Raw genomic sequence first — 19,002 nt, 5'->3', positions numbered from 1 at the left:
ATTGCGGCGCGCCTGACACGGCGCGGAAAACGAAAACGGCGGAGAGGGTCATCCCTCTCCGCCGCGGCGTCAGGTGTAGCCCTTGCTCTTCTTCCATTCGGCCTCCAACTCGAAGATGGTCTTCCAGTCGCCGGCCTTGACCTCCGGGACATAAGGCTCCTGCGGGATGGTGGTGCCCCAGCCGATGGCGTAGCCGACCAGGGTGTGGTCGTCGCCGCGCATTGTCACAGTGCCGTCGGCGCCGAACGGGCACCTGATGGTGAGGCCCTTCAGCACCTCCGCGATCTTCTTGCCGTCGGCGGAGTTCGCCTTTTTCGCGGCTTCACTGAGGAACATCACCGCGGTGGCGTTCTGCCACGACCAGTTGGTCGGATATTCGTTGTACTTGGCCTTGTAGGCATCCCCCCAGGCTGCGTTCTCCGGCGTGGCCGGGAACGTCTTGATGTAGCGATTACCGGAATGGATGCCCTTCGGCAGGTTCTTCACCACCGTGAGCGCTGTGTAGTCGGCCATGTTGACTGCGAACACCTCCATCTGGCTGAACATCGCGTAGATGTTGGCTTGGTCGATGTAGGAGGTGAGATCGCCGCCCCAGAGGCAGGAATACAGCGCCTGCGGCTTGGCCTGGAGGATCTTCGTCACCACTTCGGTGTAGTCGGGCTGGAACAGCTTTGGCCAGGACTCGCTGACGATTTCGACGTCGGGCGCAAAGCGCTTCAGATACAGCGTGAACTCTCCGGTGGTATCGCGGCCGTAGGCGTAGTCGGGCGAACACGTCGCCCACTTCTTCAGGCGCTTGGCTTTCGCGATCGAAGCGGCATAGCTGCCGCCGACGATGGAATCGTGGATGCCCTGGCGCACGCAGCGGAACGCATTCGGGATGTGCTGCTTGGGATCGGCCGTCAGCGAAGATGCTTCCGAGCAGGTGTGGACGCAGAGCACGCCGAGATCGCGCGCGACTTCATGCACCGCGAACGATCCGGAGGACGCCTCGCCGTCGAGCAGCAGTTCGCAGCCGTCGGTGTTGACGAGTTCGCGCGCGACGCGGGCGGCTTCCTGCGGCTGGCCCTTGGAGTCGCGGATCACCATCTCGATATGCCGGCCGGCGAGGCCGCCGGCGGCGTTGACCTTCTCGACCTCGAGCATCACCGCATTGCGCGAGGACGTGCCGAGCTGCGCGACACGGCCCGACAGGATCGTCGGCATGCCGATCTTGATGGTCTTGGCTTGCGCACGCGCCACCCAGGGCGCGGCAAACGTGATCGCGCCGGCGCCCATCAGCGCCAGCGTGGAACGGCGGCTGATGCCCGGCGTGCGGGTTCTCGTCATTTTCCCTCCCTCTTTCGGGTCGGCGTGTCCTGATCCCTGCCGGAGATCGTCTCGTCTCCGTGATCCCAAGGATTTCAGAGGGTGGGGGGTGACGTCAAGCCAAAGATGAATTACGAGTCAGAATTCATCAAGGGAGGAAGTGAGGTCGGTAACCGGCCCAAAACCCGGCAAATGATCAACCTTTCGAGCTTCATCGCCTTCCATGCCCGGCGCACGCCGGACCGGCCCGCGCTGAAATACCGCGGTGAGGAGATCGCTTACGCGATGTTCGACGCGCGCATCCGGCAGGTCGCCGGCTGGCTCGCCGCGCAGGGCATCGGTGCCGGCGATGTCGTCGCCGTGCTGATGAAGAACAGCGCGGCATTCCTGGAGCTCGTCTTCGCCACCAGCCATCTCGGCGCGGTGTTCCTGCCGATCAATTTTCGCTTGTCCCGCAACGAGGTCGACTACATCGCCAGCAATGCCGGCGCGCGCCTTCTGATCGCCGACGAGGAATTGGCTGCGAATGCAGCGGGCGCGAACATCGTCGTGCTGAACGAGACCGCGCAGCAGAGCGTCACCCATCTCGCAGGCAACACGACCGCTGCGCCGATGCATGTGCGCCAGCCCTCCGACCTGATGCGGCTGATGTACACATCTGGCACGACAGACCGCCCCAAGGGCGTGATGCTCACTTACGATAATTTCTACTGGAAGTCGGCCGACCAGACGATTGCGCTGGCCTTAAGCGCCGATACGCGTCTTCTCGTCATCGGTCCGCTCTATCACGTCGGCGCGCTCGACCTGCCAGGCATCGCAGTGCTCTGGCATGGCGGATTCATTCGCATCGAGCGCAATTTCGAACCGGAGGCGGCGCTTGCTTCTATCGCAGAAGACAAGCTCAACGCTGCCTGGTTCGCGCCCGTCATGACCACCGCGATGCTCACCTGCCCCACCCGCGACCGCTACGACGTCTCCAGCCTGCAATGGGCAATCGGCGGCGGCGAGAAGACGCCGGAGGCACGCATCCGCGCCTTCGCCGAATATTTCCGCAATGCGCGCTACATCGACGCCTATGGACTCACCGAGACCGTCGGCGGCGACACCTTCATGGAGAAAGGTCGCGAGATCGAGAAGATCGGCTCGACCGGTCGCGCCATTGCCCATGTCGAGATCGAAATCCGCGACGAGAACGGCAACAAGCTGCCGCCGAACGTCAATGGCGAGATCTGCCTGCGGGGTCCGAAGATCACGCGCGGCTATTGGAGGGATCCGGAGAAGACGGCGTCCGCCTTCTTCGGCGGCTGGTTCCGCAGCGGCGACGTCGGCTATCTCGACGACGAGGGCTTCCTCTACCTGACCGACCGCAAGAAGGACATGATCATCTCCGGTGGCGAGAACATCGCCTCCTCCGAGGTCGAGCGCATCATCTACGATTTGCCCGAAGTGCGCGAAGTCGCGGTGATCGGCCTGCGCGATGCGCGCTGGGGCGAGCGGCCGGTCGCGGTTGTCGTACTGACTGAGGGCGCGAGCCTCGACCTCGCTGCCCTCACCGAGCATTGCCGCGCGCGGCTGGCGAGTTTCAAGGTGCCGAAACAGCTGGTCATCCGCGGCAGCCTGCCGCGCAATCCGTCAGGCAAGATCCTCAAGCGCGTGCTGCGCGCCGAGTTGGAGACCTCCGAATGACGCAAGCGACTGCAAAGGTTACCAAGCTGAACCGAATCGAGCGCAACGCCTGGACCAAGCAGAAGATCTTTGAGGCTGCCACGAAAGTCGTCGGCAAGCATGGCTATGCCGAGGCCTCGGTCGCGCGCATCACCGAAGAAGCCGGTGTCGCGCAGGGTACCTTCTACAACCATTTCGATAACCGCCAGGAACTGCTCGACCAGCTCCTACCAAAAATCGGCCTCGACATGGTCGAGTTCATCCGCGTCCGCACCGGCAATGCGCACGCGGCGCGGCAGGAGATCGAGCGCTTTGCCGCCTTCTTCGACTTCATCCGCGAGGTGCCTGAATTCTTGCGCATCCTCAACGAGGCCGAGTTCTTCGCGCCCATCGGTTACCAGAAGCACCTCGACAACATCTCGACCGCTTATGTGCGCATTTTGCGCCGCGCACGGCTTGCCGGCGCGATCGAAGATTACAGCAACGAGGAGTTCGAGGCCATCGTTCACATGCTGATGGGCGCGCGCGGCTATCTCAGCCGCCGCTACTCCTATTTGGGAGGCGGCGTCACCGCTGTGCCCGATCACGTCTTCTCCGCCTATCGCAAGCTGATGACGCGCGGCCTCTTCAGGGCCTGCGGAGATCAGGACACGCCATGAACATCGAATCTCCGCACAAACCGCTCGACCTCGCCTCCGCAATCGCCGAGGGCGATATCCGCTGCCTTCTGATGGTGCTGGTGCACATGACCGGCGACGAAAAGTGGCTCGAACCGCCCTATCTGCCCAAACGCGACATCCGCCTCATTCCCGATCCCGAGGCCGGCGTGCGCCCGGAGATTCAGGACGAGATCCGCACCGCCGTGGTCAGGCTCTTCGCCAATGGCACGCCAAAACCCGTGATCACCGATCCGGGCGAGGAGCTGCTGCTGAGGATGATGCGCGCTTGCCTCGGCGAGAATGTCGCGCCGGAATATGCACCTTTGATGCGCGAGGAGATGGGTTTTGTCCCGCGCGAGGCGCGCTGGACGAAGCGCCCCTCCGACGAAAAGCTTGCCGACCAGCATGTGCTGATCGTCGGCGCCGGCGTCTGCGCCATCGCGCTCGGCGTGGCACTCGGCCATCTCGGCATCCCCTACACCATCGTCGAGAAGAATGCCGAGCTCGGCGGCACCTGGTGGATCAACCGCTATCCCGGCTGCGGCGTCGACACGCCGAACCACTCCTATTCCTACTCTTTCGGCTCGCGCAACGCATGGACGCGCTATTTCTGCCAGCGTGAGGAGCTACTCGGCTATCTGCAGAAGGTCGCGGACGAATACGGCATTCGCAAGCATCTGCGCGTCAACACCGAGCTGACCTCATCACGCTGGGATGAAGAAAGGCAACGCTGGATTTCGACGCTCAAGACCGAGAACGGCGCGGAGACTTTCGAATCCACCGCGCTGGTCTCGGCCATCGGCCAGCTCAACGATCCCTCGCGCGCCCGCTTCAAAGGCGAAGAAGAGTTCAAGGGCACGATCCTGCACTCGGCACTATGGTCCGACGAAATCAACATCGAGGGCAAGCATGTCGCCGTGATCGGCACCGGCGCGACCTCGATGCAGCTGGTGCCGTCGATCGCCACCCGTGTGGCCTCAGTCATCGTCTACCAGCGCAGCGCGCAATGGGCGCGGCCGGTGAAGGGCTATGCCGATCCGATCAGTGACGGCGCGCGCTGGCTGCTGGCGCACCTGCCGTTCTATGTGCAGTGGTACCGCTTCAACATGTTTTGGCGCTATGGCGATGGCCTCCTGCCCTTCCTGCGCAAGGACCCGGCCTGGCCGCATCCCGAACGCGCCGTCAACAAGGGCAATGACCGGCACCGCCAGGAGCTGACCGACTTCATCCTGTCCGAGCTGAAAGATCGACCCGACCTGATCGAAAAATGCGTGCCGACCTATCCGCCTTACGGCAAGCGCATTCTGCTCGACAACAACTGGTTCAAGACTTTGACGCGGGACAATGTCGAACTCGTCACCGACGCAATCGACCATTTCGACCGGGACGGCATCGTCACCGCCGACGGCACACACCGCCACGCCGACATCATCGTGGTCGCGACCGGCTTCAAGGTCACCGAGATGGCGGCGCGCCTCAACATCAGCGGCCGCGACGGCAAAGATTTGCGCGATGCCTGGGCCAACGACAATCCGACGGCATTTCTCGGCCTCACCGTGCCGGGCTTCCCGAATTTCTTCTGCATGCTCGGTCCCAATTCCGGTCCTGCCCACGGCGGCAGCGTCATCTTCCAGTCGGAGTGCCAGAGCCGCTACATCTCCGCCTGCCTCGCCGACATGATCGAGCGAGATATCGCGGCCATCGAGGTTCGCCAGGACGTGCTCGATGACTATCTCCGCAAGGTCGATGCCGAGCACGAGGCCATGATCTGGACCCATCCCGGCATGAGCACGTATTACCGGAATGCAAGCGGCCGCGTATTCTCCGCGATGCCGTGGCGGTTCGTAGACTACTGGCGCATGACCCACGATCCGGATCTGAGGCAATACAAGCTGACGAAAGCGTGACCCTCCTGCGGAGGCAGATTAGGCGTCAGCGCAACCACTTCCCACGTCGTCATTGCGAGCGTAGCGAAGCAATCCAGAATCGTTCCTCGGAGACACTCTGGCTTGCTTCGCTGCGCTCGCAATCAGAAAACCACTCAGGCCGCCAGCCCAGACTCCACCGGAGCGAATTCCAGCCCCAGACTCTCCGCCACCGCTTTGTTCGTAATCCGGCCGCGATGCACGTTGAGGCCGTTGCGCAAGTGCGGATTTTCCAACACCGCGGCAAAGCCCTTGTTCGCGAGCATCAGGCCGAACGGCAGCGTCGCATTGTTCAGCGCCTGGCTTGATGTCACCGGCACCGCGCCCGGCATGTTGGCGACGCAATAATGCACCACGCCGTCGACCTCATAGGTCGGCTCCACGTGCGTAGTCGGATGCGATGTCTCGAAACAGCCGCCCTGGTCGATCGCGACGTCGACCAGCACCGCGCCCGGCCGCATCGATGTCAGCATCGCGCGCGTGACGAGCTTCGGCGCGCTGGCACCCGGCACGAGCACCGCGCCGATCACGACGTCGGCAGCGAACACCTCCTCCTCGACCGACTCGATCGTCGAGAAGCGGGTGCGCACGCGTCCGGTAAAGAGATCGTCGAGTTGGCGCAGACGAGGAATCGAGCGATCGATCACCGTGACTTCCGCACCGAGCCCTGCGGCCATCCGTGCCGCCTGCGTTCCCACCACGCCGCCGCCGAGCACGACCACCCGCGCCGGCTGCACGCCGGGAACACCGCCGAGCAGCAGCCCGCGGCCGCCAGCCGAGCGCCTGAGCGCGGCGCCGGCGGCCTCGATGGCGAGGCGGCCGGCGACTTCGCTCATCGGCGCGAGCAGCGGGAGGTGACCGCTCGCGTCCGTGACGGTCTCATAGGCAATCGCGGTGCAGCCCGAGGCAAGCAGGCCCTTGGCCTGCTCCGGGTCGGGTGCAAGATGGAGATAGGTAAACAGGACCTGGCCTTCGCGGAGCTGGGCCCATTCGCTTTTCTGCGGCTCCTTCACCTTCACGATCATGTCGGACTTGGCGAAGACGTCACGGGCGCTTTCGGCGATCGTGGCGCCTGCCCGCCGATACACGTCGTCGGAGGCGCCGATGCCGCTGCCGGCGCCGGTCTCGACCGTCACCCGGTGGCCGGCCGCGACATATTCACGAACCGCGCCCGGAGTGAGCCCGACGCGATATTCCTGCACCTTGATCTCCTTGGGCACACCGACGCGCATCTTCAGCTCCTTCCCAACGCCTTGATTCCGTTCATCATCGTAGCGATGGCGGCGGTTTGGTTTCGTGCAAATATCCGCTAGGTTCATGCCTAGCGCGCCGGTTTCCGGCGCGAAAATGCCCTTTCACGCTGGAAACGAAACCTTGGCCCTCGACCGGAAAGACCTCGCCATCCTCGCCGAACTCACGACCAATGCGCGGGCCAGCCACACCGAGCTTGCCAACAAGGTCGGACTATCGAGCACTGCGCTGGCGCGGCGGCAGAAGGCCCTGGAGGACGAGGGTTACATCCAGGCCTACCAAGCGGCGCTCGATCTTGCGCAGTTCGGCCTCACGACAACGGTGCTGGTCCGGATCGCGCTGGAGAGCCAGAGCGACGATGCGCTCAAGGCATTCGAGGCGGAGGTGGTGAAGTGCCCCTCCGTCGTGCGCTGCTTCCTGATGTCGGGCACCGACGACTACATCCTGATCGTTCTCGCCCGCGACATCCAGGATTTCGAGCGCATCCACCGTACCGAGCTGTCGCGCCTGCCGCGCGTCGCCCGGGTGCAATCGAGCTTCGCGCTGCGCGAGATCGTCAATCGCGCCGTACCGACTGTGGTGTTCGGCGAGGCGAAGCGCTAATCTCGTCCGGGCGACGGGCTAACCGGCCGGGAACCAAGCACCTCGTCATCCGTTGGGCGCTATTGGCCAGCGGCGGCAACGCATCCTCGAGTCGGCATCCAAACTTGCTCAGCTCGGCCTCTCCGCAGGGAACAGAACATGGCCGATATCACGGATCAGATCCCCGAACGCATTCCGATCAACCTTATCGTCAATGGCGTCAGGCGCACACTCGAGGTCGTGCCGTGGACCACGCTTCTGGATGCCCTGCGTGACCGTCTGGAATTGACCGGCACCAAAAAAGGCTGCGATCACGGCCAATGCGGCGCCTGCACCGTGTTAATCGACGGAAGACGGGTCAATTCGTGCCTGACGCTCGCCGTCATGAAGGATGGCGCCGAAATCACGACGATCGAAGGCCTTGCCAAGGACGGCGCCCTGCATCCCCTGCAACAAGCCTTCATCGATCACGACGCATTCCAATGTGGCTATTGCACGCCGGGACAGATTTGCTCGGCGGCCGGCCTCCTGGCCGAAGGCCACGCCAGGGGCGCCGACGAGATCCGGGAAGTGATGAGCGGAAATCTCTGCCGCTGCGGCGCCTACCCTAACATCGTGGCTGCGATCGAGCAGGCAATGAGCCGATCATGAACAACTTCCAGTATTCCCGCGCAAGCGATGTCGCCGACGCCATTCGCCTGCTGGCCGCCGATCCGAACGCGAAGCTGATTGCCGGCGGCACCAATCTTATCGACCTGATGAAGGAGAATGTCGAACGGCCCTCCCGGTTGATCGACATTTCCCGCCTGCCGCTCCGCGACATCGAGGAGACCGCCGATGGCGGCCTGCGCATCGGCGCCTTGGTGCCAAATTCGGATCTCGCCTACCATCCGCTGATCGAGCAGCGCTATCCCCTGCTCGCCAGCGCCATCTTGGCCGGTGCCTCCGCGCAACTGCGCAACATGGCCTCGGTCGGCGGCAATCTGATGCAGCGAACGCGCTGCGCCTACTTCTATGACACGACGACGCCTTGCAACAAGCGCAGCCCGGGCACCGGCTGCTCGGCACTCGATGGCCTCAACCGCAACCACGCAATCCTCGGCACCAGCTCGTCCTGCATCGCGACCAATCCATCCGACATGAGCGTGGCGCTGGCCGCGCTCGGCGCGCTCGTGCACATCGCAGGCTCGGCCGGTGAGCGCACCCTCGCCCTGACCGATTTCCATCGGCTTCCGGACGACAAGCCTCATGCCGATACAAATCTCGGCAGCGGCGAGATCATCACCGCAATCGAGCTGCCGCCGCGCGGCTTTGCCAGGAACTACAGCTATCTGAAGATCCGCGACCGGCTGTCCTACGCCTTTGCCCTGGTCTCGGTCGCGGCCGCGCTCGAACTGGAGGGCAACGCAATCATCGAAGCGCGCCTGGCGCTCGGCGGCGTGGCCCACAAGCCTTGGCGAAGCCTCGAGGCCGAGGCGGCGTTGCGCGGCCAAGCGGCAACGCCGGATCATTTTGGGCGCGCCGCCGATCTGCTGCTGCAGGGAGCAACCGCTCGTTCGCATAATGGATTCAAGATCGAACTCGCGCGCCGAGCCGTCGTTCGCACGCTGATGCAGGCGACAAGCGCCACGCCGCAATCACAAGCTCACAAGAAGATCGCATGAGGGCCCGATGAACGCCTATGTCGGAACACCAACGTCGCGCGTCGACGGCCGGGCCAAGGTCACTGGCGCCGCCAAATATGCCGGCGAGTTCGCAGCAGACCGTCTCCTCCATGGCTTTGTCGTCGAGGCCACCATTCCGCGGGGACGCATCGTTCGCCTCGACAGCAGCGACGCACTGAAGGTGAAGGGCGTGGTCGACGTGCTCACCCACACGCATCGCCCGCCCCTCGCCGACAAGGACGAAGCCTGGAAGGACGAGGTGGCGCCGGAGAAGGGCTCGCCGTTCCGCCCACTCTATGACGACAGGATCAGGTTCAACGGCCAGCCGATCGCGCTGGTCGTGGCGGAGGACTGGGAAACCGCCAAATTCGCCGCAACTCGCATTCGCGTTGAATACGAGCAGGAGGCGTTTGCGACCGATCTCGAATCCGAACGCGGCACGGCTGCCAAAGTGGATCAGCCACACAAGCCGCGCGGCGACGCCGCAGCAGCGCTGACGCGGGCGGCCGTCCGTCACGAAGCGGACTATGTCATTCCGAGCGAGCATCACAACCCGATGGAGCTCTACGCGACAACGGCCGTCTGGGAGGGCAACGGCGGGCTTACAGTCTATGACAAGACCCAAGGCGTCCAGAACGTCCAGAAGTTTCTCTGCGGTGTCTTCAGAAAGAAGCCGGAAGACATCCGCGTGATCTCGCCCTATGTCGGCGGAGCGTTCGGCTCGGGCCTGCGGCCGCAGCACCAGGTGGTCCTGGCAACACTTGGTGCGCTCGCGCTGAAACGATCGGTCCGTGTCGTCCTGACACGACAGCAGATGTACAGCCTGGGCTATCGTCCCATGACCATCGAGCACGTTGCGCTCGGCGCAAAGCCCGACGGCACACTCGATGCCGTTACCCACGAAGCCATCGCCGTCACCTCGCGGTTTGAGGATTTCTCGCGCAACGATACCGGCTGGGGGGAGCAGCTCTACAAGAGTCCCAACAGCCGCCTCTCCCACAAGCTGGTCCACCTCGACCTCGCCACCCCCTGCGATATGCGCGCGCCGGGCGCGGCAACGGGCGTCTGCGCGCTCGAATGCGCCATGGACGAATTGGCCGTCGCGCTCAAGCTCGACCCGATCGAGCTGCGGCTGAAGTGCTACTCGGATCGCGACCAGAGCGGGGACCTCCCCTACACCAGCAAGCAGCTGCGCGAATGCTACGCCAGGGGCGCGGAAGCCTTCGGCTGGGCCCGGCGCAATCCCGCGCCGCGCTCCATGCGCGACGGCAAGGACCTGGTCGGCTGGGGCATGGCGACAGGCGTCTGGGAGGCGCTGCAGATGCCGGTCGCCGTTCGCATCGTTCTGACATCGAACGGCCACGCGGAGGTCTCATGCGCCGCGTCCGACATCGGCACCGGCACCTACACCATTGTGGCGCAGGTGGCGGCCGACGCTCTCGGGCTGCCGATCGAGAACATCAGCGTCAGGCTCGCCGATTCGACCTTGCCGCAAGCGCCCGTCGAGGGCGGCTCCTGGATGGCGGCGTCCAGTGCGCACGCCGTGTTGGGAGCGGCCGAAGACATTCGCCAGGAGCTCGCCCGGCTCGCCAAGGCGATGCCCGGCTCGCCGCTCGCTGACGTCGATGCCGCCACCGTCACTTTGGTCGACGGCATGATCGCCAGCAACGGCAGGAACGGCCCCGCCCTTTCGATTGCGGATGTGATGCGCCACAGCAAGCTCGAGCGGATCGAAAAGGAGAAGCTCAACCAGTTCGCGGAGGACAAGTCGCATGCCCGCAATACGCATTCCGCCGTCTTCGCCGAGGTAAAGGTCGACGAGGAGCTCGGCGTCATCCGCGTTACGCGGGTCGTGAGCGCGGTCGCGGCCGGGCGCATCCTGAACACCAAGACTGGCCGCAGCCAGATCATGGGCGGCGTGGTCTGGGGAATCGGGATGGCGCTGCATGAGGAGACGGTGATGGATCACCGCTTCGGTCGCATCATGAACGCGAACATCGCCGAGTACCACATTCCCGTGAATGCCGACATTCACGATATTGACGTCATTTTCGTCGACGAGCCCGACGACCGGATCAACAAGCTGGGTGTCAAGGGTCTCGGCGAAATCGGCATCGTCGGCGTGCCTGCGGCGATTGCGAACGCCGTCTATCATGCCACCGGCAAGCGCATTCGGCGCTTCCCGATCACGCTGGACAAGCTACTGGAGTGAGCGCCTCGCCGCACCTTTGTTCGACGCCAACGAGACCTGCTTCAACACGTTGTCGCTCGGCGCAGGAGCGACGGCGCCCCGCCTGTCACGGCTCCTCCCGGGCTTCACGACGGAAGATCGGCCGGTCTGACCTGGATGCGGTCGGCATGCAGTGACCAATGGTGCAAGGCTTGATCCTTGCAAAACCTCGCCTTGGCCCGCTCTCTGGCTTCGTCCTCGTCGGAGGCGTCGATCTCGAGCGTGCCCTGGCACACCTCGATCTGCCGGCCATACTGGCCAAGCACGTCCTTCATGAACTTGACGACATAAGTTGACATGAGACCTCCTGCCTGCCCCGGCGGCACTCTAATCCCATTTGCGCGGGATGCGGGAGAGAGATTTTGACGCGGATGAAGGCCGGGACGCGGTTTCTTCGCTCCGTCATTTCCGGGGCGGCTCGAAAGGCCGACCCCGGAAATGACGGGAAGAAAGGGTAGCTGTCCTATCCCGGCGTCACGCCGAACGCCTGCTTGAAACGCTCGGCATAATGCGGCCAGACCTCCGGATTGATGATGCGCGGCGGACGTTTCCCGTCGAGCGTCTCCAGCACCTGCTCGGCAGCGATGCGGCCCATGTTCTGGCGCGCCTCGATCGTCACGCCCGCCGTATGAGGGCTCGCCAGCACGTTGTCGAGCTGGAGCAGCGGATGCTCCGGCGGCGGCGGTTCCTTGGACCAGACGTCGAGGCCAGCGCCGGCGATGCGCTTGTCGCGCAACGCCTGGAGCAGCGCGTCCTCGTCGTGGATGAAGCCGCGCGCAGTGGTGATGAAATAGGCATGCGGCTGCATCAGCGCGAATTCGCGCACGCTGATCATGTTGCGGCTGCCCTTGTTGAGCGGACAGGAGATCGAGACGAAATCGGCGCGGCGCAGGAGCTCGTCGAGCTCGACCTTCTCCCCGCCCCGCTCAGCCATCACCTCGGCCGACAAATACGGGTCATAGGCCAGCACCTTCATGCCGAGCAGGCCCTTGCACAGCGCGGCAATCCGGCGGCCGACATTGCCGAGCCCGATGATGCCGACAGTCTTGCCCTCGACCTCGTTGCCGACGAGCTCGTTGCGGTTGACGTCGCGCTCGCGGCGCAGCCGGCGGTCCGACTGGATGATGCGCTTGGAGAGCGTCAACATCATCGCCAGCGCATGCTCGGCAACCGAATGGGCGTTGCCGCCGGACTGGTTGACGACCACGACGCCGGCGGCCGTGCAGGCCTCGACGTCGACTGGATCGAAGCCGGCGCCGTTGCTGGAGACGAGCAGCAAATTCGGCGCGCGCTTCAGGAAAGCCGCATCGACATGGAAATGCGGGGCGAGCTCGTCGCGGGCAGCGCCAACCTGGTAAACATGGGCAGCGCCGAGGAGCGGCGCATAGGCGTGTTCGGGGCTCCCGTTCTCGATGCGATCGAGCCGGACGTCAGGCCGTGCCTTGAGGATGTCGATATAGATCGGATTGGCCAAGTAATTGGAGTAGACGACACGCTTGCTGTTGACCGACATCAGGACCCTTCCGGCTCTCCAGGGATCAGCAAGGCCAGCGCAGCGCGCGCCCCTCCGTGCTTCCTCCCACTCTTTCGTTGCCCACATATGACATGGCGCTGCCAGCCACGGCAGGCCGTCTGGCGCAGATCACGGTGCCGGCTCGAACAGTTGACAATCCGGCCCGCTGCGTCAAGTTCAGCAGGGCGCCGCGACGGCCGAAGACCAATAAGCATACGACGCGGCTCAAGGGAGAACGCAATGGCGATTGCGGAGCAGCAGACCTCGCCGCAGGCGACGCAGGCGGCCGGTGAAAGAAGCTGGCACGGCATCATCCTGCACACCCTGAAGCGGAACGAGATCAGCCTCGTCCCTTACGTGCCGGATCGCGTGCTGACGCCGCTGATCAGGAACCTGCACGCCGATCCTTTCTTCACCACCTTTGCCACCGCCCGCGAGGAGGAAGCGGTCGGCATTGTCTCGGGCGCCTGGATGGGCGGCCGCCGCGGCGCGGTGTTGATGCAGACTTCGGGTTTTGCGACGCTCGCCAACGTGCTGGCCTCGCTCGCAGTGCCTTACCAGATCCCGCTGATCATGTTCGTGTCCGAGCGCGGCACGCTCGGCGAGTTCAATTACGGCCAGTCGCTGGTCTGCCGCACCATGCGCCCCGTGCTGGATTCGCTGGCGCTGGAGCATCACACCATCACCCGGCTCGATGAACTCGAATTCATCACGGACCGCTCGATCAAGCAGGCCGTCACCACGCAGGCGCCGGTGGCGCTGATCCTCAACCCGCTGCTCACCGGCGGCAAGGTGTTTGACAAGTGAGGCCGACCAAATGAGCTCAAATCTGAGTGCGCGCAACACCAAGGTGATGAACCGTTTCGACGTGACCTCGCGCCTGATCGCGAAGCTCAAGCACGAAGAAGCCGTGATCGGCGGCATCGGCAACACCAATTTCGATCTCTGGGCTGCCGGCCACCGCCCGCAGAACTTCTACATGCTGGGCAGCATGGGCCTTGCCTTCCCCATCGCGCTCGGGGTGGCGCTGGCGCAGCCCGACCGCCGCGTCTTCGCGCTTGAAGGCGACGGCTCGCTGCTGATGCAACTCGGCGCGCTCTCGACGATTGCGGCCCTGAAGCCGAAGAACCTTACGATGATCGTGATGGACAATGGCATCTACCAGATTACCGGCGCACAACCGACACCGGCCGCGCACGTCGCCGACATCGTCGCCATCGCCATCGGCTCCGGCCTCGCCAACAGCGCCTGGGCCGCGGACGAGGAGGATTTCCAGCGGCTGGTCGAGGACGCGATGACCGCTGCCGAGCCGAGCCTGATCGCCGTCCGGATCGACGACAAGCCCGGCGTCGGCACCACTCGCCGCGATCCCGTACAGATCCGGGAACGATTCATGCACGGCCTTGGCGTGCGCGAACCACTTTAACATTTCGTCATTAACTACACGTCGATCTGATAGCGGGACTATACGGCCGGTTGCAAATCTGTGCTAAGCGAGCCGCATGTCCATTTTGGTTCGTTCCTTTGCCTGGCTGCTGGCAGCCGCCGTCACATTCGCAACTCTCGGTCCACCGGGCCTGCGGCCCCATTCCGATTTCGGCCAGGACGGCGAACATGCGCTCGCCTTTGTCCTGGTGGGACTGGCCTTTGGTCTCGCCTATCGGCAGCGGCGCCTGCTGACCGCAACGGCCGCGATCGTGCTGATCGGCGTGCTCGAATTGATGCAATTTTGGGCACCCGGCCGCCATGCGCGGCTGGAGGATTTTCTGGTGGACGCGCTCACGGCCTGCCTCGGCTTTGCGCTCGCGGCCGCCGCCGATTGGGCCATGACCCGGCTTCGCACCAATTCGGTCCTGACGAGCGAAGGCCCCGCGGAGTGATGCTCCGCAGGGCCCGGTTTGTCAGCGGCTAGGTTGCGCAGATCAGTCGATGATCTTGACGACCCGGCGCGTGCGCGGCTCGACGATCACGCGGCGATCGTTCACGACCGCATAGCGATACTCCGTGTAGTTCGGCACCGGACGCAGCACCACGGTCGGCGGCAACGGCTCGCCAACCACGACGCGCTCCCGGATCACCACTGACTCATCGCGCGGAAGTCCGCCTAGAATCGCATTCGGAATTTCCAAACCGGCGCCAACGGCCGCACCGACGGTGCCGCCGACCATCGCGCCGACCGGGCCGCCGATGTCGCCGCCCGCGCGCGCGCCGTCCGCCGCGCCCTGGGCGGTCGTCGACTGAGCAAAGGCTGCACTCGACGCCAGCAGCGAGGCGGCAGCCAACGAAATCGCAAGACGGGTTTTCATGTCCTTATGTCTCCAGTGATTGTCATGCGCCTTCAACCGCGGGGCCGGAGCATTGTTCCGGTTCCGCGGCGGCGAAAGACGCTTCAAGGCTGGAAACTGTTACCTCGTAACACTTACGCTGGGGCGATTTCGTGCCCCGCCATCAGTTCCAGTGCACGTACGATCGCGGAATGATCCCAGCCCTTGCCGCCATGAGCGGTGCAAGATGAGAACAATTGCTGCGCCACAGCCGTGCTCGGCAGCGAGAGGCCGAGCGTACGCGCGCCTTCGAGCGCGAGGTTGAGATCCTTCTGGTGCAGCTCGATGCGGAAGCCCGGATCGAAATTGCGCTTCACCATGCGCTCGCCATGGACTTCGAGAATCCGCGAGGATGCAAAGCCGCCCATCAGCGCCTGCCGCACCAGCGCAGGGTCGGCGCCGGCCTTCGACGCAAACAACAGCGCCTCGCTCACCGCCTCAATCGTCAGCGCAACGATGATCTGGTTGGCGACTTTCGTCGTTTGCCCGTCGCCATTGGCCCCGACCCTGGTGACGTTCTTGCCCATCTTGTCGAACACCGGCTTCATGCTGTTGAAGGCGCGCTCGGGCCCGCCGACCATGATGGTGAGGCTCGCCGCCTTGGCGCCGACCTCGCCTCCGGACACTGGCGCGTCGAGATAATCGGCGCCGAGTGCCTCGATCTTCTTGGCAAACTCCTTCGTCGCGAGCGGCGAGATCGAGCTCATGTCGACCACGATCTTGCCCTTGGAGATGCCGCTCGCCACACCGTTCTTGCCGAACAACACGGCTTCCACATGCGGCGTATCCGGCACCATGATGATGACCGCGCCCGCCTCCTCCGCGACCTGCTTGCTGGACTTGCAGGCGACGCCGCCGGCGGCGATCAGATCGGGCGCGACCGGTGCGACGTCATGCAGGAGAACCCGATAGCCGGCCGCCAGGAGATGGCCGGCCATTGGCCGTCCCATGGTGCCAAGTCCGATGAACCCGATATTGGTCATGTCTCTAACTTTCTCTCAGTTGCATAAGCGGAATTCATCCGCGTGCTCGGCGCAACCTCTCCCGCTTGCGGGAGAGGTCGGCGCGGAGCGCCGGGTGAAGGGCTTTATCCCCTTGAGGATTTTCTCGGTGCACCTCAACAGTCCCAACGCGGAAACACCCTCTCCCCAACCCTCTCCCGCAAGCGGGAGAGGGAGCGCACTGTCATCGCTGCCGCATCTGGTCCCCGACGCTCACGTCTCAAACGTCTGCGCCGCGTGCCATGAGAGTCCTTCCAGCGTCGTGGTGCGCGGCTTGTATTCGCAGCCGATCCAGCCTCGATAGCCGATCGCGTCGAGGTGGCGGAACAGGAAGGGATAGTTGATCTCGCCGGTGCCGGGCTCATGGCGCCCGGGATTGTCGGCAAGCTGGATGTGCGCGATCTGGGGAAGGTATTCCTGCATGGTGCGGGCGAGATCGCCCTCCATGATCTGCATGTGATAGATGTCGTACTGGATGAACAGGTTGTTCGATCGTACCTCTGAGATCAGCTGCACCGCCTGCTCGGTCCCGTTGAGATGGAAGCCGGGAATGTCGAGCGTGTTGATCGGCTCGATCAGCAGCTTGATGTTCTCCCGCGCCAGCGTCGAGGCGGCAAAGCGCAGATTGCCCACCAGCGTCTCGTTGAGCTCGCGCCGGTCGGCATCGGCAGGCGCGATGCCGACGAGGCAGTTGAGCTGCTCGCAATCGAGCGCCTTGGCGTAGTCGATGGCCCGGAATACGCCGTCGCGAAATTCGGCGGTGCGATCGGGCAGGATCGCGATGCCGCGCTCACCCGCTGCCCAGTTGCCGGCCGGCAGGTTGTGCAGCACCTGCGTCAGGCCGTGGGCCTCGAGCTGCTCGCGCAGCTGCGCCTTATCGAAATCGTAGGGAAAGAGATATTCAACCCCGGAAAATCCCGCCGCCTTCGCAGCGGCGAAGCGGTCGAGGAACGGCATCTCGTTGAAGAGCATGGTGAGGTTGGCGGCGAATTTCGGCATGATGCTGTCCTCCCTATTCGGCCGGCTGAAGCACGCCGGGCCGCGCCGCGTCGACCTCGTCAAGTGGCAGGTCCAGCACCTCCTCGAACTCGACGATGTTGTCGATCTCCGTGCCCATGGCGATGTTCGTGACGCGTTCGAGGATGAACTCCACCACGACGGGCACGCGGTGCTTGGCCATCAATTCGCGCGCCGTCGCGAACGCCGCTTGCGTGTCCTTCGGGTCGGTGACGCGGATCGCCTTGCAGCCGAGACCTTCGGCGACGGCGACATGGTCGACGCCGTAGACGCCGATCTCGGGCGCGTTGATGTTCTCGAAGGAGAGCTGAACGTGATAGTCCATGTCGAAGCCGCGCTGGGCCTGCCGGATCAGGCCGAGATAGGAATTGTTCACGACGACGTGGATGTAGGGCAGATTGAACTGCGCCCCGACCGCAAGCTCCTCGATCAAGAACTGGAAGTCGTAGTCGCCTGACAGCGCGACGATCTCTCGCTCCGGACACGCTGCGCGCACGCCGAGTGCGGCGGGCAGCGTCCAGCCGAGCGGCCCGGCCTGCCCTGCATTGATCCAGTTGCGCGGCTTGTAGACGCCGAGGAATTGCGCGCCGGCGATCTGCGACAGGCCGATCACGGTGACATAAGTGGTATCGCGGCCGAACGCCTTGTTCATCTCTTCATAGACGCGTTGCGGCTTGATCGGCACGTTGTCGAAATGGCTCTTGCGCTGCATCGTTCTCTTGCGATCGCGGCAGGATGCGGGCCACGCCTGGCGCTCGCGGAGCCTGCCTGAACGGCGCCACTCCCTGGCGACGGTGACGAACAATTCGAGGGCGGCCTTCGCGTCCGAGACGATGCCGAGATCGGGATTGAACACGCGCCCGATCTGGGTCGGCTCGATGTCCACGTGAACGAATTTACGACCCTTGGTGTAGGTCTCGACCGAGCCGGTGTGACGATTGGCCCAGCGGTTGCCGATGCCGAGCACGAAATCCGACTCCAGCAGCGTCGCGTTGCCATAGCGGTGGCTGGTTTGAAGCCCGACCATCCCGGCCATCAGCACGTGATCGTCGGGAATCGCGCCCCACCCCATGAGCGTCGGCACGACAGGCACGTTCGCGATTTCGGCGAATTCGACCAGCAGATCCGAGGCATCGGCGTTGATGATGCCGCCGCCGGCGACGATCAACGGCCGCTCGGCGGCATTGAGCATCTCCAGCGCCTTCTCGACCTGCTTGCGCGACGCAGCCGGCTTGTAGACCGGCAGCGGCTCGTAGGTCTCGTCGTCGAACTCGATCTCGGCAAGCTGCACGTCGAGGGGCATGTCGATCAGCACCGGACCCGGCCTTCCCGAGCGCATCACGTGAAACGCCTGGCTGAACACGCGCGGCACCAGCGCCGGCTCGCGCACCGTCACCGCCCATTTGGTCACGGGCTTTGCGATCGACTCGATATCGACGGCCTGAAAGTCCTCCTTGTAGAGCCGCGCCCGGGGCGCCTGTCCGGTGATGCAGAGGATCGGAATGGAATCGGCGATCGCTGAATACAGCCCGGTGATCATGTCGGTGCCGGCCGGTCCCGAAGTGCCGATGCAGACGCCGATATTGCCCGCCTTGGCCCGCGTGTACCCTTCCGCCATGTGCGAAGCGCCCTCGACATGGCGCGCAAGGATGTGGCGGATCGAGCCGCGCTTCTTCAACGCCGAGTAAAGCGGATTGATCGCTGCCCCGGGAACCCCGAAGGCGGTGGAGATGCCTTCCTTCTCCAGAATTCGGACGGCTGCATCGACGGCTCGCATCTTCGCCATATCGGACCTCGCTTGGTTGCGTCAGCGAGCGAGATCATCCGGCGTGCAAGATGCGATCTCAACGAGATCGATTTTAT

Annotated in this window: 18 protein-coding genes; 10 read left to right on the top strand and 8 right to left on the bottom strand. The window is 64.1% G+C overall.

Annotation, left to right across the window (positions count from 1 at the left end; genetic code table 11):
• Positions 1 to 69: 69 nt before the first annotated feature.
• Complete coding sequence (locus IVB01_RS08565; protein WP_247278238.1) at positions 70 to 1,329, bottom strand: ABC transporter substrate-binding protein; 1,260 nt, start codon at positions 1,327 to 1,329, stop codon at positions 70 to 72.
• Positions 1,330 to 1,500: 171 nt separating this feature from the next.
• Here IVB01_RS08565 and IVB01_RS08560 point away from each other — a divergent pair, with 171 nt between their 5' ends.
• The 3 genes from IVB01_RS08560 to IVB01_RS08550 are packed head-to-tail and all read left to right on the top strand — an operon-like array spanning position 1,501 to position 5,539.
• Positions 1,501 to 2,994 (top strand): AMP-binding protein, encoded by a 1,494-nt coding sequence (locus IVB01_RS08560; RefSeq protein WP_247278239.1) that lies wholly within the window; start codon positions 1,501 to 1,503, stop codon positions 2,992 to 2,994.
• Positions 2,991 to 3,632, top strand: coding sequence for a TetR/AcrR family transcriptional regulator (locus IVB01_RS08555; RefSeq protein ID WP_247278240.1), 642 nt, complete (start codon positions 2,991 to 2,993; stop codon positions 3,630 to 3,632). The genes IVB01_RS08560 and IVB01_RS08555 overlap by 4 nt, the downstream gene beginning before the upstream one ends.
• On the top strand, positions 3,629 to 5,539 hold the full coding sequence (locus tag IVB01_RS08550) for an NAD(P)-binding domain-containing protein (RefSeq protein ID WP_247278241.1): 1,911 nt from the start codon (positions 3,629 to 3,631) through the stop codon (positions 5,537 to 5,539). Before IVB01_RS08555 ends, IVB01_RS08550 begins: the two co-directional genes overlap by 4 nt.
• A 134-nt stretch (positions 5,540 to 5,673) precedes the next feature.
• Here IVB01_RS08550 and ald read toward each other — a convergent pair whose 3' ends face one another.
• Positions 5,674 to 6,789: an alanine dehydrogenase gene (ald, locus tag IVB01_RS08545; RefSeq protein WP_247278242.1), complete on the bottom strand. Its 1,116-nt coding sequence runs from the start codon at positions 6,787 to 6,789 to the stop codon at positions 5,674 to 5,676.
• A gap of 142 nt (positions 6,790 to 6,931) precedes the next feature.
• On the opposite strand from ald, the gene IVB01_RS08540 reads away from it, so the two are divergent.
• The 4 genes from IVB01_RS08540 (at position 6,932) to IVB01_RS08525 (ending at position 11,266) form a co-directional block, all read left to right on the top strand.
• Positions 6,932 to 7,411, top strand: coding sequence for an Lrp/AsnC family transcriptional regulator (locus tag IVB01_RS08540; RefSeq protein ID WP_201759988.1), 480 nt, complete (start codon positions 6,932 to 6,934; stop codon positions 7,409 to 7,411).
• A 138-nt stretch (positions 7,412 to 7,549) separates the two neighbouring features.
• Positions 7,550 to 8,041, top strand: a complete 492-nt coding sequence (locus tag IVB01_RS08535; protein ID WP_247278243.1) for a (2Fe-2S)-binding protein — start codon at positions 7,550 to 7,552, stop codon at positions 8,039 to 8,041.
• The gene (locus tag IVB01_RS08530) at positions 8,038 to 9,054 is read left to right on the top strand and encodes a xanthine dehydrogenase family protein subunit M (RefSeq protein ID WP_247494412.1); all 1,017 of its coding nucleotides are present in this window, start codon (positions 8,038 to 8,040) and stop codon (positions 9,052 to 9,054) included. The genes IVB01_RS08535 and IVB01_RS08530 overlap by 4 nt, the downstream gene beginning before the upstream one ends.
• Before the next feature lie 7 nt (positions 9,055 to 9,061).
• Positions 9,062 to 11,266, top strand: a complete 2,205-nt coding sequence (locus IVB01_RS08525) for a xanthine dehydrogenase family protein molybdopterin-binding subunit (protein ID WP_247278245.1) — start codon at positions 9,062 to 9,064, stop codon at positions 11,264 to 11,266.
• A gap of 104 nt (positions 11,267 to 11,370) precedes the next feature.
• Here IVB01_RS08525 and IVB01_RS08520 read toward each other — a convergent pair whose 3' ends face one another.
• Positions 11,371 to 11,583: a hypothetical protein gene (locus tag IVB01_RS08520; protein ID WP_247278246.1), complete on the bottom strand. Its 213-nt coding sequence runs from the start codon at positions 11,581 to 11,583 to the stop codon at positions 11,371 to 11,373.
• A 164-nt stretch (positions 11,584 to 11,747) separates the two neighbouring features.
• Entirely contained in the window at positions 11,748 to 12,797 is a 1,050-nt protein-coding gene (locus tag IVB01_RS08515) for a hydroxyacid dehydrogenase (protein ID WP_247278247.1), read from the bottom strand.
• 240 nt (positions 12,798 to 13,037) lie between these two features.
• On the opposite strand from IVB01_RS08515, the gene IVB01_RS08510 reads away from it, so the two are divergent.
• The 3 genes from IVB01_RS08510 to IVB01_RS08500 all read left to right on the top strand — a co-directional run bounded on the left by IVB01_RS08510 (position 13,038) and on the right by IVB01_RS08500 (position 14,677).
• Positions 13,038 to 13,604, top strand: coding sequence for a thiamine pyrophosphate-binding protein (locus IVB01_RS08510; protein ID WP_247278248.1), 567 nt, complete (start codon positions 13,038 to 13,040; stop codon positions 13,602 to 13,604).
• A gap of 10 nt (positions 13,605 to 13,614) precedes the next feature.
• The gene (locus tag IVB01_RS08505) at positions 13,615 to 14,223 is read left to right on the top strand and encodes a thiamine pyrophosphate-dependent enzyme (RefSeq protein WP_247278249.1); all 609 of its coding nucleotides are present in this window, start codon (positions 13,615 to 13,617) and stop codon (positions 14,221 to 14,223) included.
• Between the two features lie 76 nt (positions 14,224 to 14,299).
• Positions 14,300 to 14,677 (top strand): VanZ family protein, encoded by a 378-nt coding sequence (locus IVB01_RS08500; protein ID WP_247278250.1) that lies wholly within the window; start codon positions 14,300 to 14,302, stop codon positions 14,675 to 14,677.
• Positions 14,678 to 14,719: 42 nt separating this feature from the next.
• Here IVB01_RS08500 and IVB01_RS08495 read toward each other — a convergent pair whose 3' ends face one another.
• From IVB01_RS08495 to gcl, 4 genes are all read right to left on the bottom strand, one after another.
• Positions 14,720 to 15,103, bottom strand: coding sequence for a DUF1236 domain-containing protein (locus IVB01_RS08495; RefSeq protein ID WP_247278251.1), 384 nt, complete (start codon positions 15,101 to 15,103; stop codon positions 14,720 to 14,722).
• A gap of 113 nt (positions 15,104 to 15,216) precedes the next feature.
• Positions 15,217 to 16,104, bottom strand: a complete 888-nt coding sequence (locus tag IVB01_RS08490) for a 2-hydroxy-3-oxopropionate reductase (protein WP_247278252.1) — start codon at positions 16,102 to 16,104, stop codon at positions 15,217 to 15,219.
• Positions 16,105 to 16,335: 231 nt separating this feature from the next.
• Entirely contained in the window at positions 16,336 to 17,121 is a 786-nt protein-coding gene (hyi, locus tag IVB01_RS08485) for a hydroxypyruvate isomerase (RefSeq protein WP_247278253.1), read from the bottom strand.
• Between the two features lie 13 nt (positions 17,122 to 17,134).
• The gene (gcl, locus tag IVB01_RS08480) at positions 17,135 to 18,925 is read right to left on the bottom strand and encodes a glyoxylate carboligase (protein WP_247278254.1); all 1,791 of its coding nucleotides are present in this window, start codon (positions 18,923 to 18,925) and stop codon (positions 17,135 to 17,137) included.
• Positions 18,926 to 19,002: the final 77 nt, after the last annotated feature.

Origin of the sequence: Bradyrhizobium sp. 164 (assembly GCF_023073715.1) — a bacterium.
In the GTDB taxonomy this organism is placed as follows: Bacteria; Pseudomonadota; Alphaproteobacteria; order Rhizobiales; family Xanthobacteraceae; genus Bradyrhizobium.
Note: the sequence above shows the minus strand (reverse complement) of the source record. Positions and strands in the feature narration are given on the sequence as shown.

Excerpts from the sequence above, each read along its gene's own strand:
- IVB01_RS08565 (WP_247278238.1), bottom strand. The coding sequence starts at position 1,329 with ATGACGAGAACCCGCACGCCGGGCATCAGCCGCCGTTCCACGCTGGCG.
- IVB01_RS08560 (WP_247278239.1), top strand. The coding sequence starts at position 1,501 with ATGATCAACCTTTCGAGCTTCATCGCCTTCCATGCCCGGCGCACGCCG.
- IVB01_RS08555 (WP_247278240.1), top strand. The coding sequence starts at position 2,991 with ATGACGCAAGCGACTGCAAAGGTTACCAAGCTGAACCGAATCGAGCGC.
- IVB01_RS08550 (WP_247278241.1), top strand. The coding sequence starts at position 3,629 with ATGAACATCGAATCTCCGCACAAACCGCTCGACCTCGCCTCCGCAATC.
- ald (WP_247278242.1), bottom strand. The coding sequence starts at position 6,789 with ATGCGCGTCGGTGTGCCCAAGGAGATCAAGGTGCAGGAATATCGCGTC.
- IVB01_RS08535 (WP_247278243.1), top strand. The coding sequence starts at position 7,550 with ATGGCCGATATCACGGATCAGATCCCCGAACGCATTCCGATCAACCTT.
- IVB01_RS08530 (WP_247494412.1), top strand. The coding sequence starts at position 8,038 with ATGAACAACTTCCAGTATTCCCGCGCAAGCGATGTCGCCGACGCCATT.
- IVB01_RS08525 (WP_247278245.1), top strand. The coding sequence starts at position 9,062 with ATGAACGCCTATGTCGGAACACCAACGTCGCGCGTCGACGGCCGGGCC.
- IVB01_RS08520 (WP_247278246.1), bottom strand. The coding sequence starts at position 11,583 with ATGTCAACTTATGTCGTCAAGTTCATGAAGGACGTGCTTGGCCAGTAT.
- IVB01_RS08515 (WP_247278247.1), bottom strand. The coding sequence starts at position 12,797 with ATGTCGGTCAACAGCAAGCGTGTCGTCTACTCCAATTACTTGGCCAAT.
- IVB01_RS08510 (WP_247278248.1), top strand. The coding sequence starts at position 13,038 with ATGGCGATTGCGGAGCAGCAGACCTCGCCGCAGGCGACGCAGGCGGCC.
- IVB01_RS08505 (WP_247278249.1), top strand. The coding sequence starts at position 13,615 with ATGAGCTCAAATCTGAGTGCGCGCAACACCAAGGTGATGAACCGTTTC.
- IVB01_RS08500 (WP_247278250.1), top strand. The coding sequence starts at position 14,300 with ATGTCCATTTTGGTTCGTTCCTTTGCCTGGCTGCTGGCAGCCGCCGTC.
- IVB01_RS08495 (WP_247278251.1), bottom strand. The coding sequence starts at position 15,103 with ATGAAAACCCGTCTTGCGATTTCGTTGGCTGCCGCCTCGCTGCTGGCG.
- IVB01_RS08490 (WP_247278252.1), bottom strand. The coding sequence starts at position 16,104 with ATGACCAATATCGGGTTCATCGGACTTGGCACCATGGGACGGCCAATG.
- hyi (WP_247278253.1), bottom strand. The coding sequence starts at position 17,121 with ATGCCGAAATTCGCCGCCAACCTCACCATGCTCTTCAACGAGATGCCG.
- gcl (WP_247278254.1), bottom strand. The coding sequence starts at position 18,925 with ATGGCGAAGATGCGAGCCGTCGATGCAGCCGTCCGAATTCTGGAGAAG.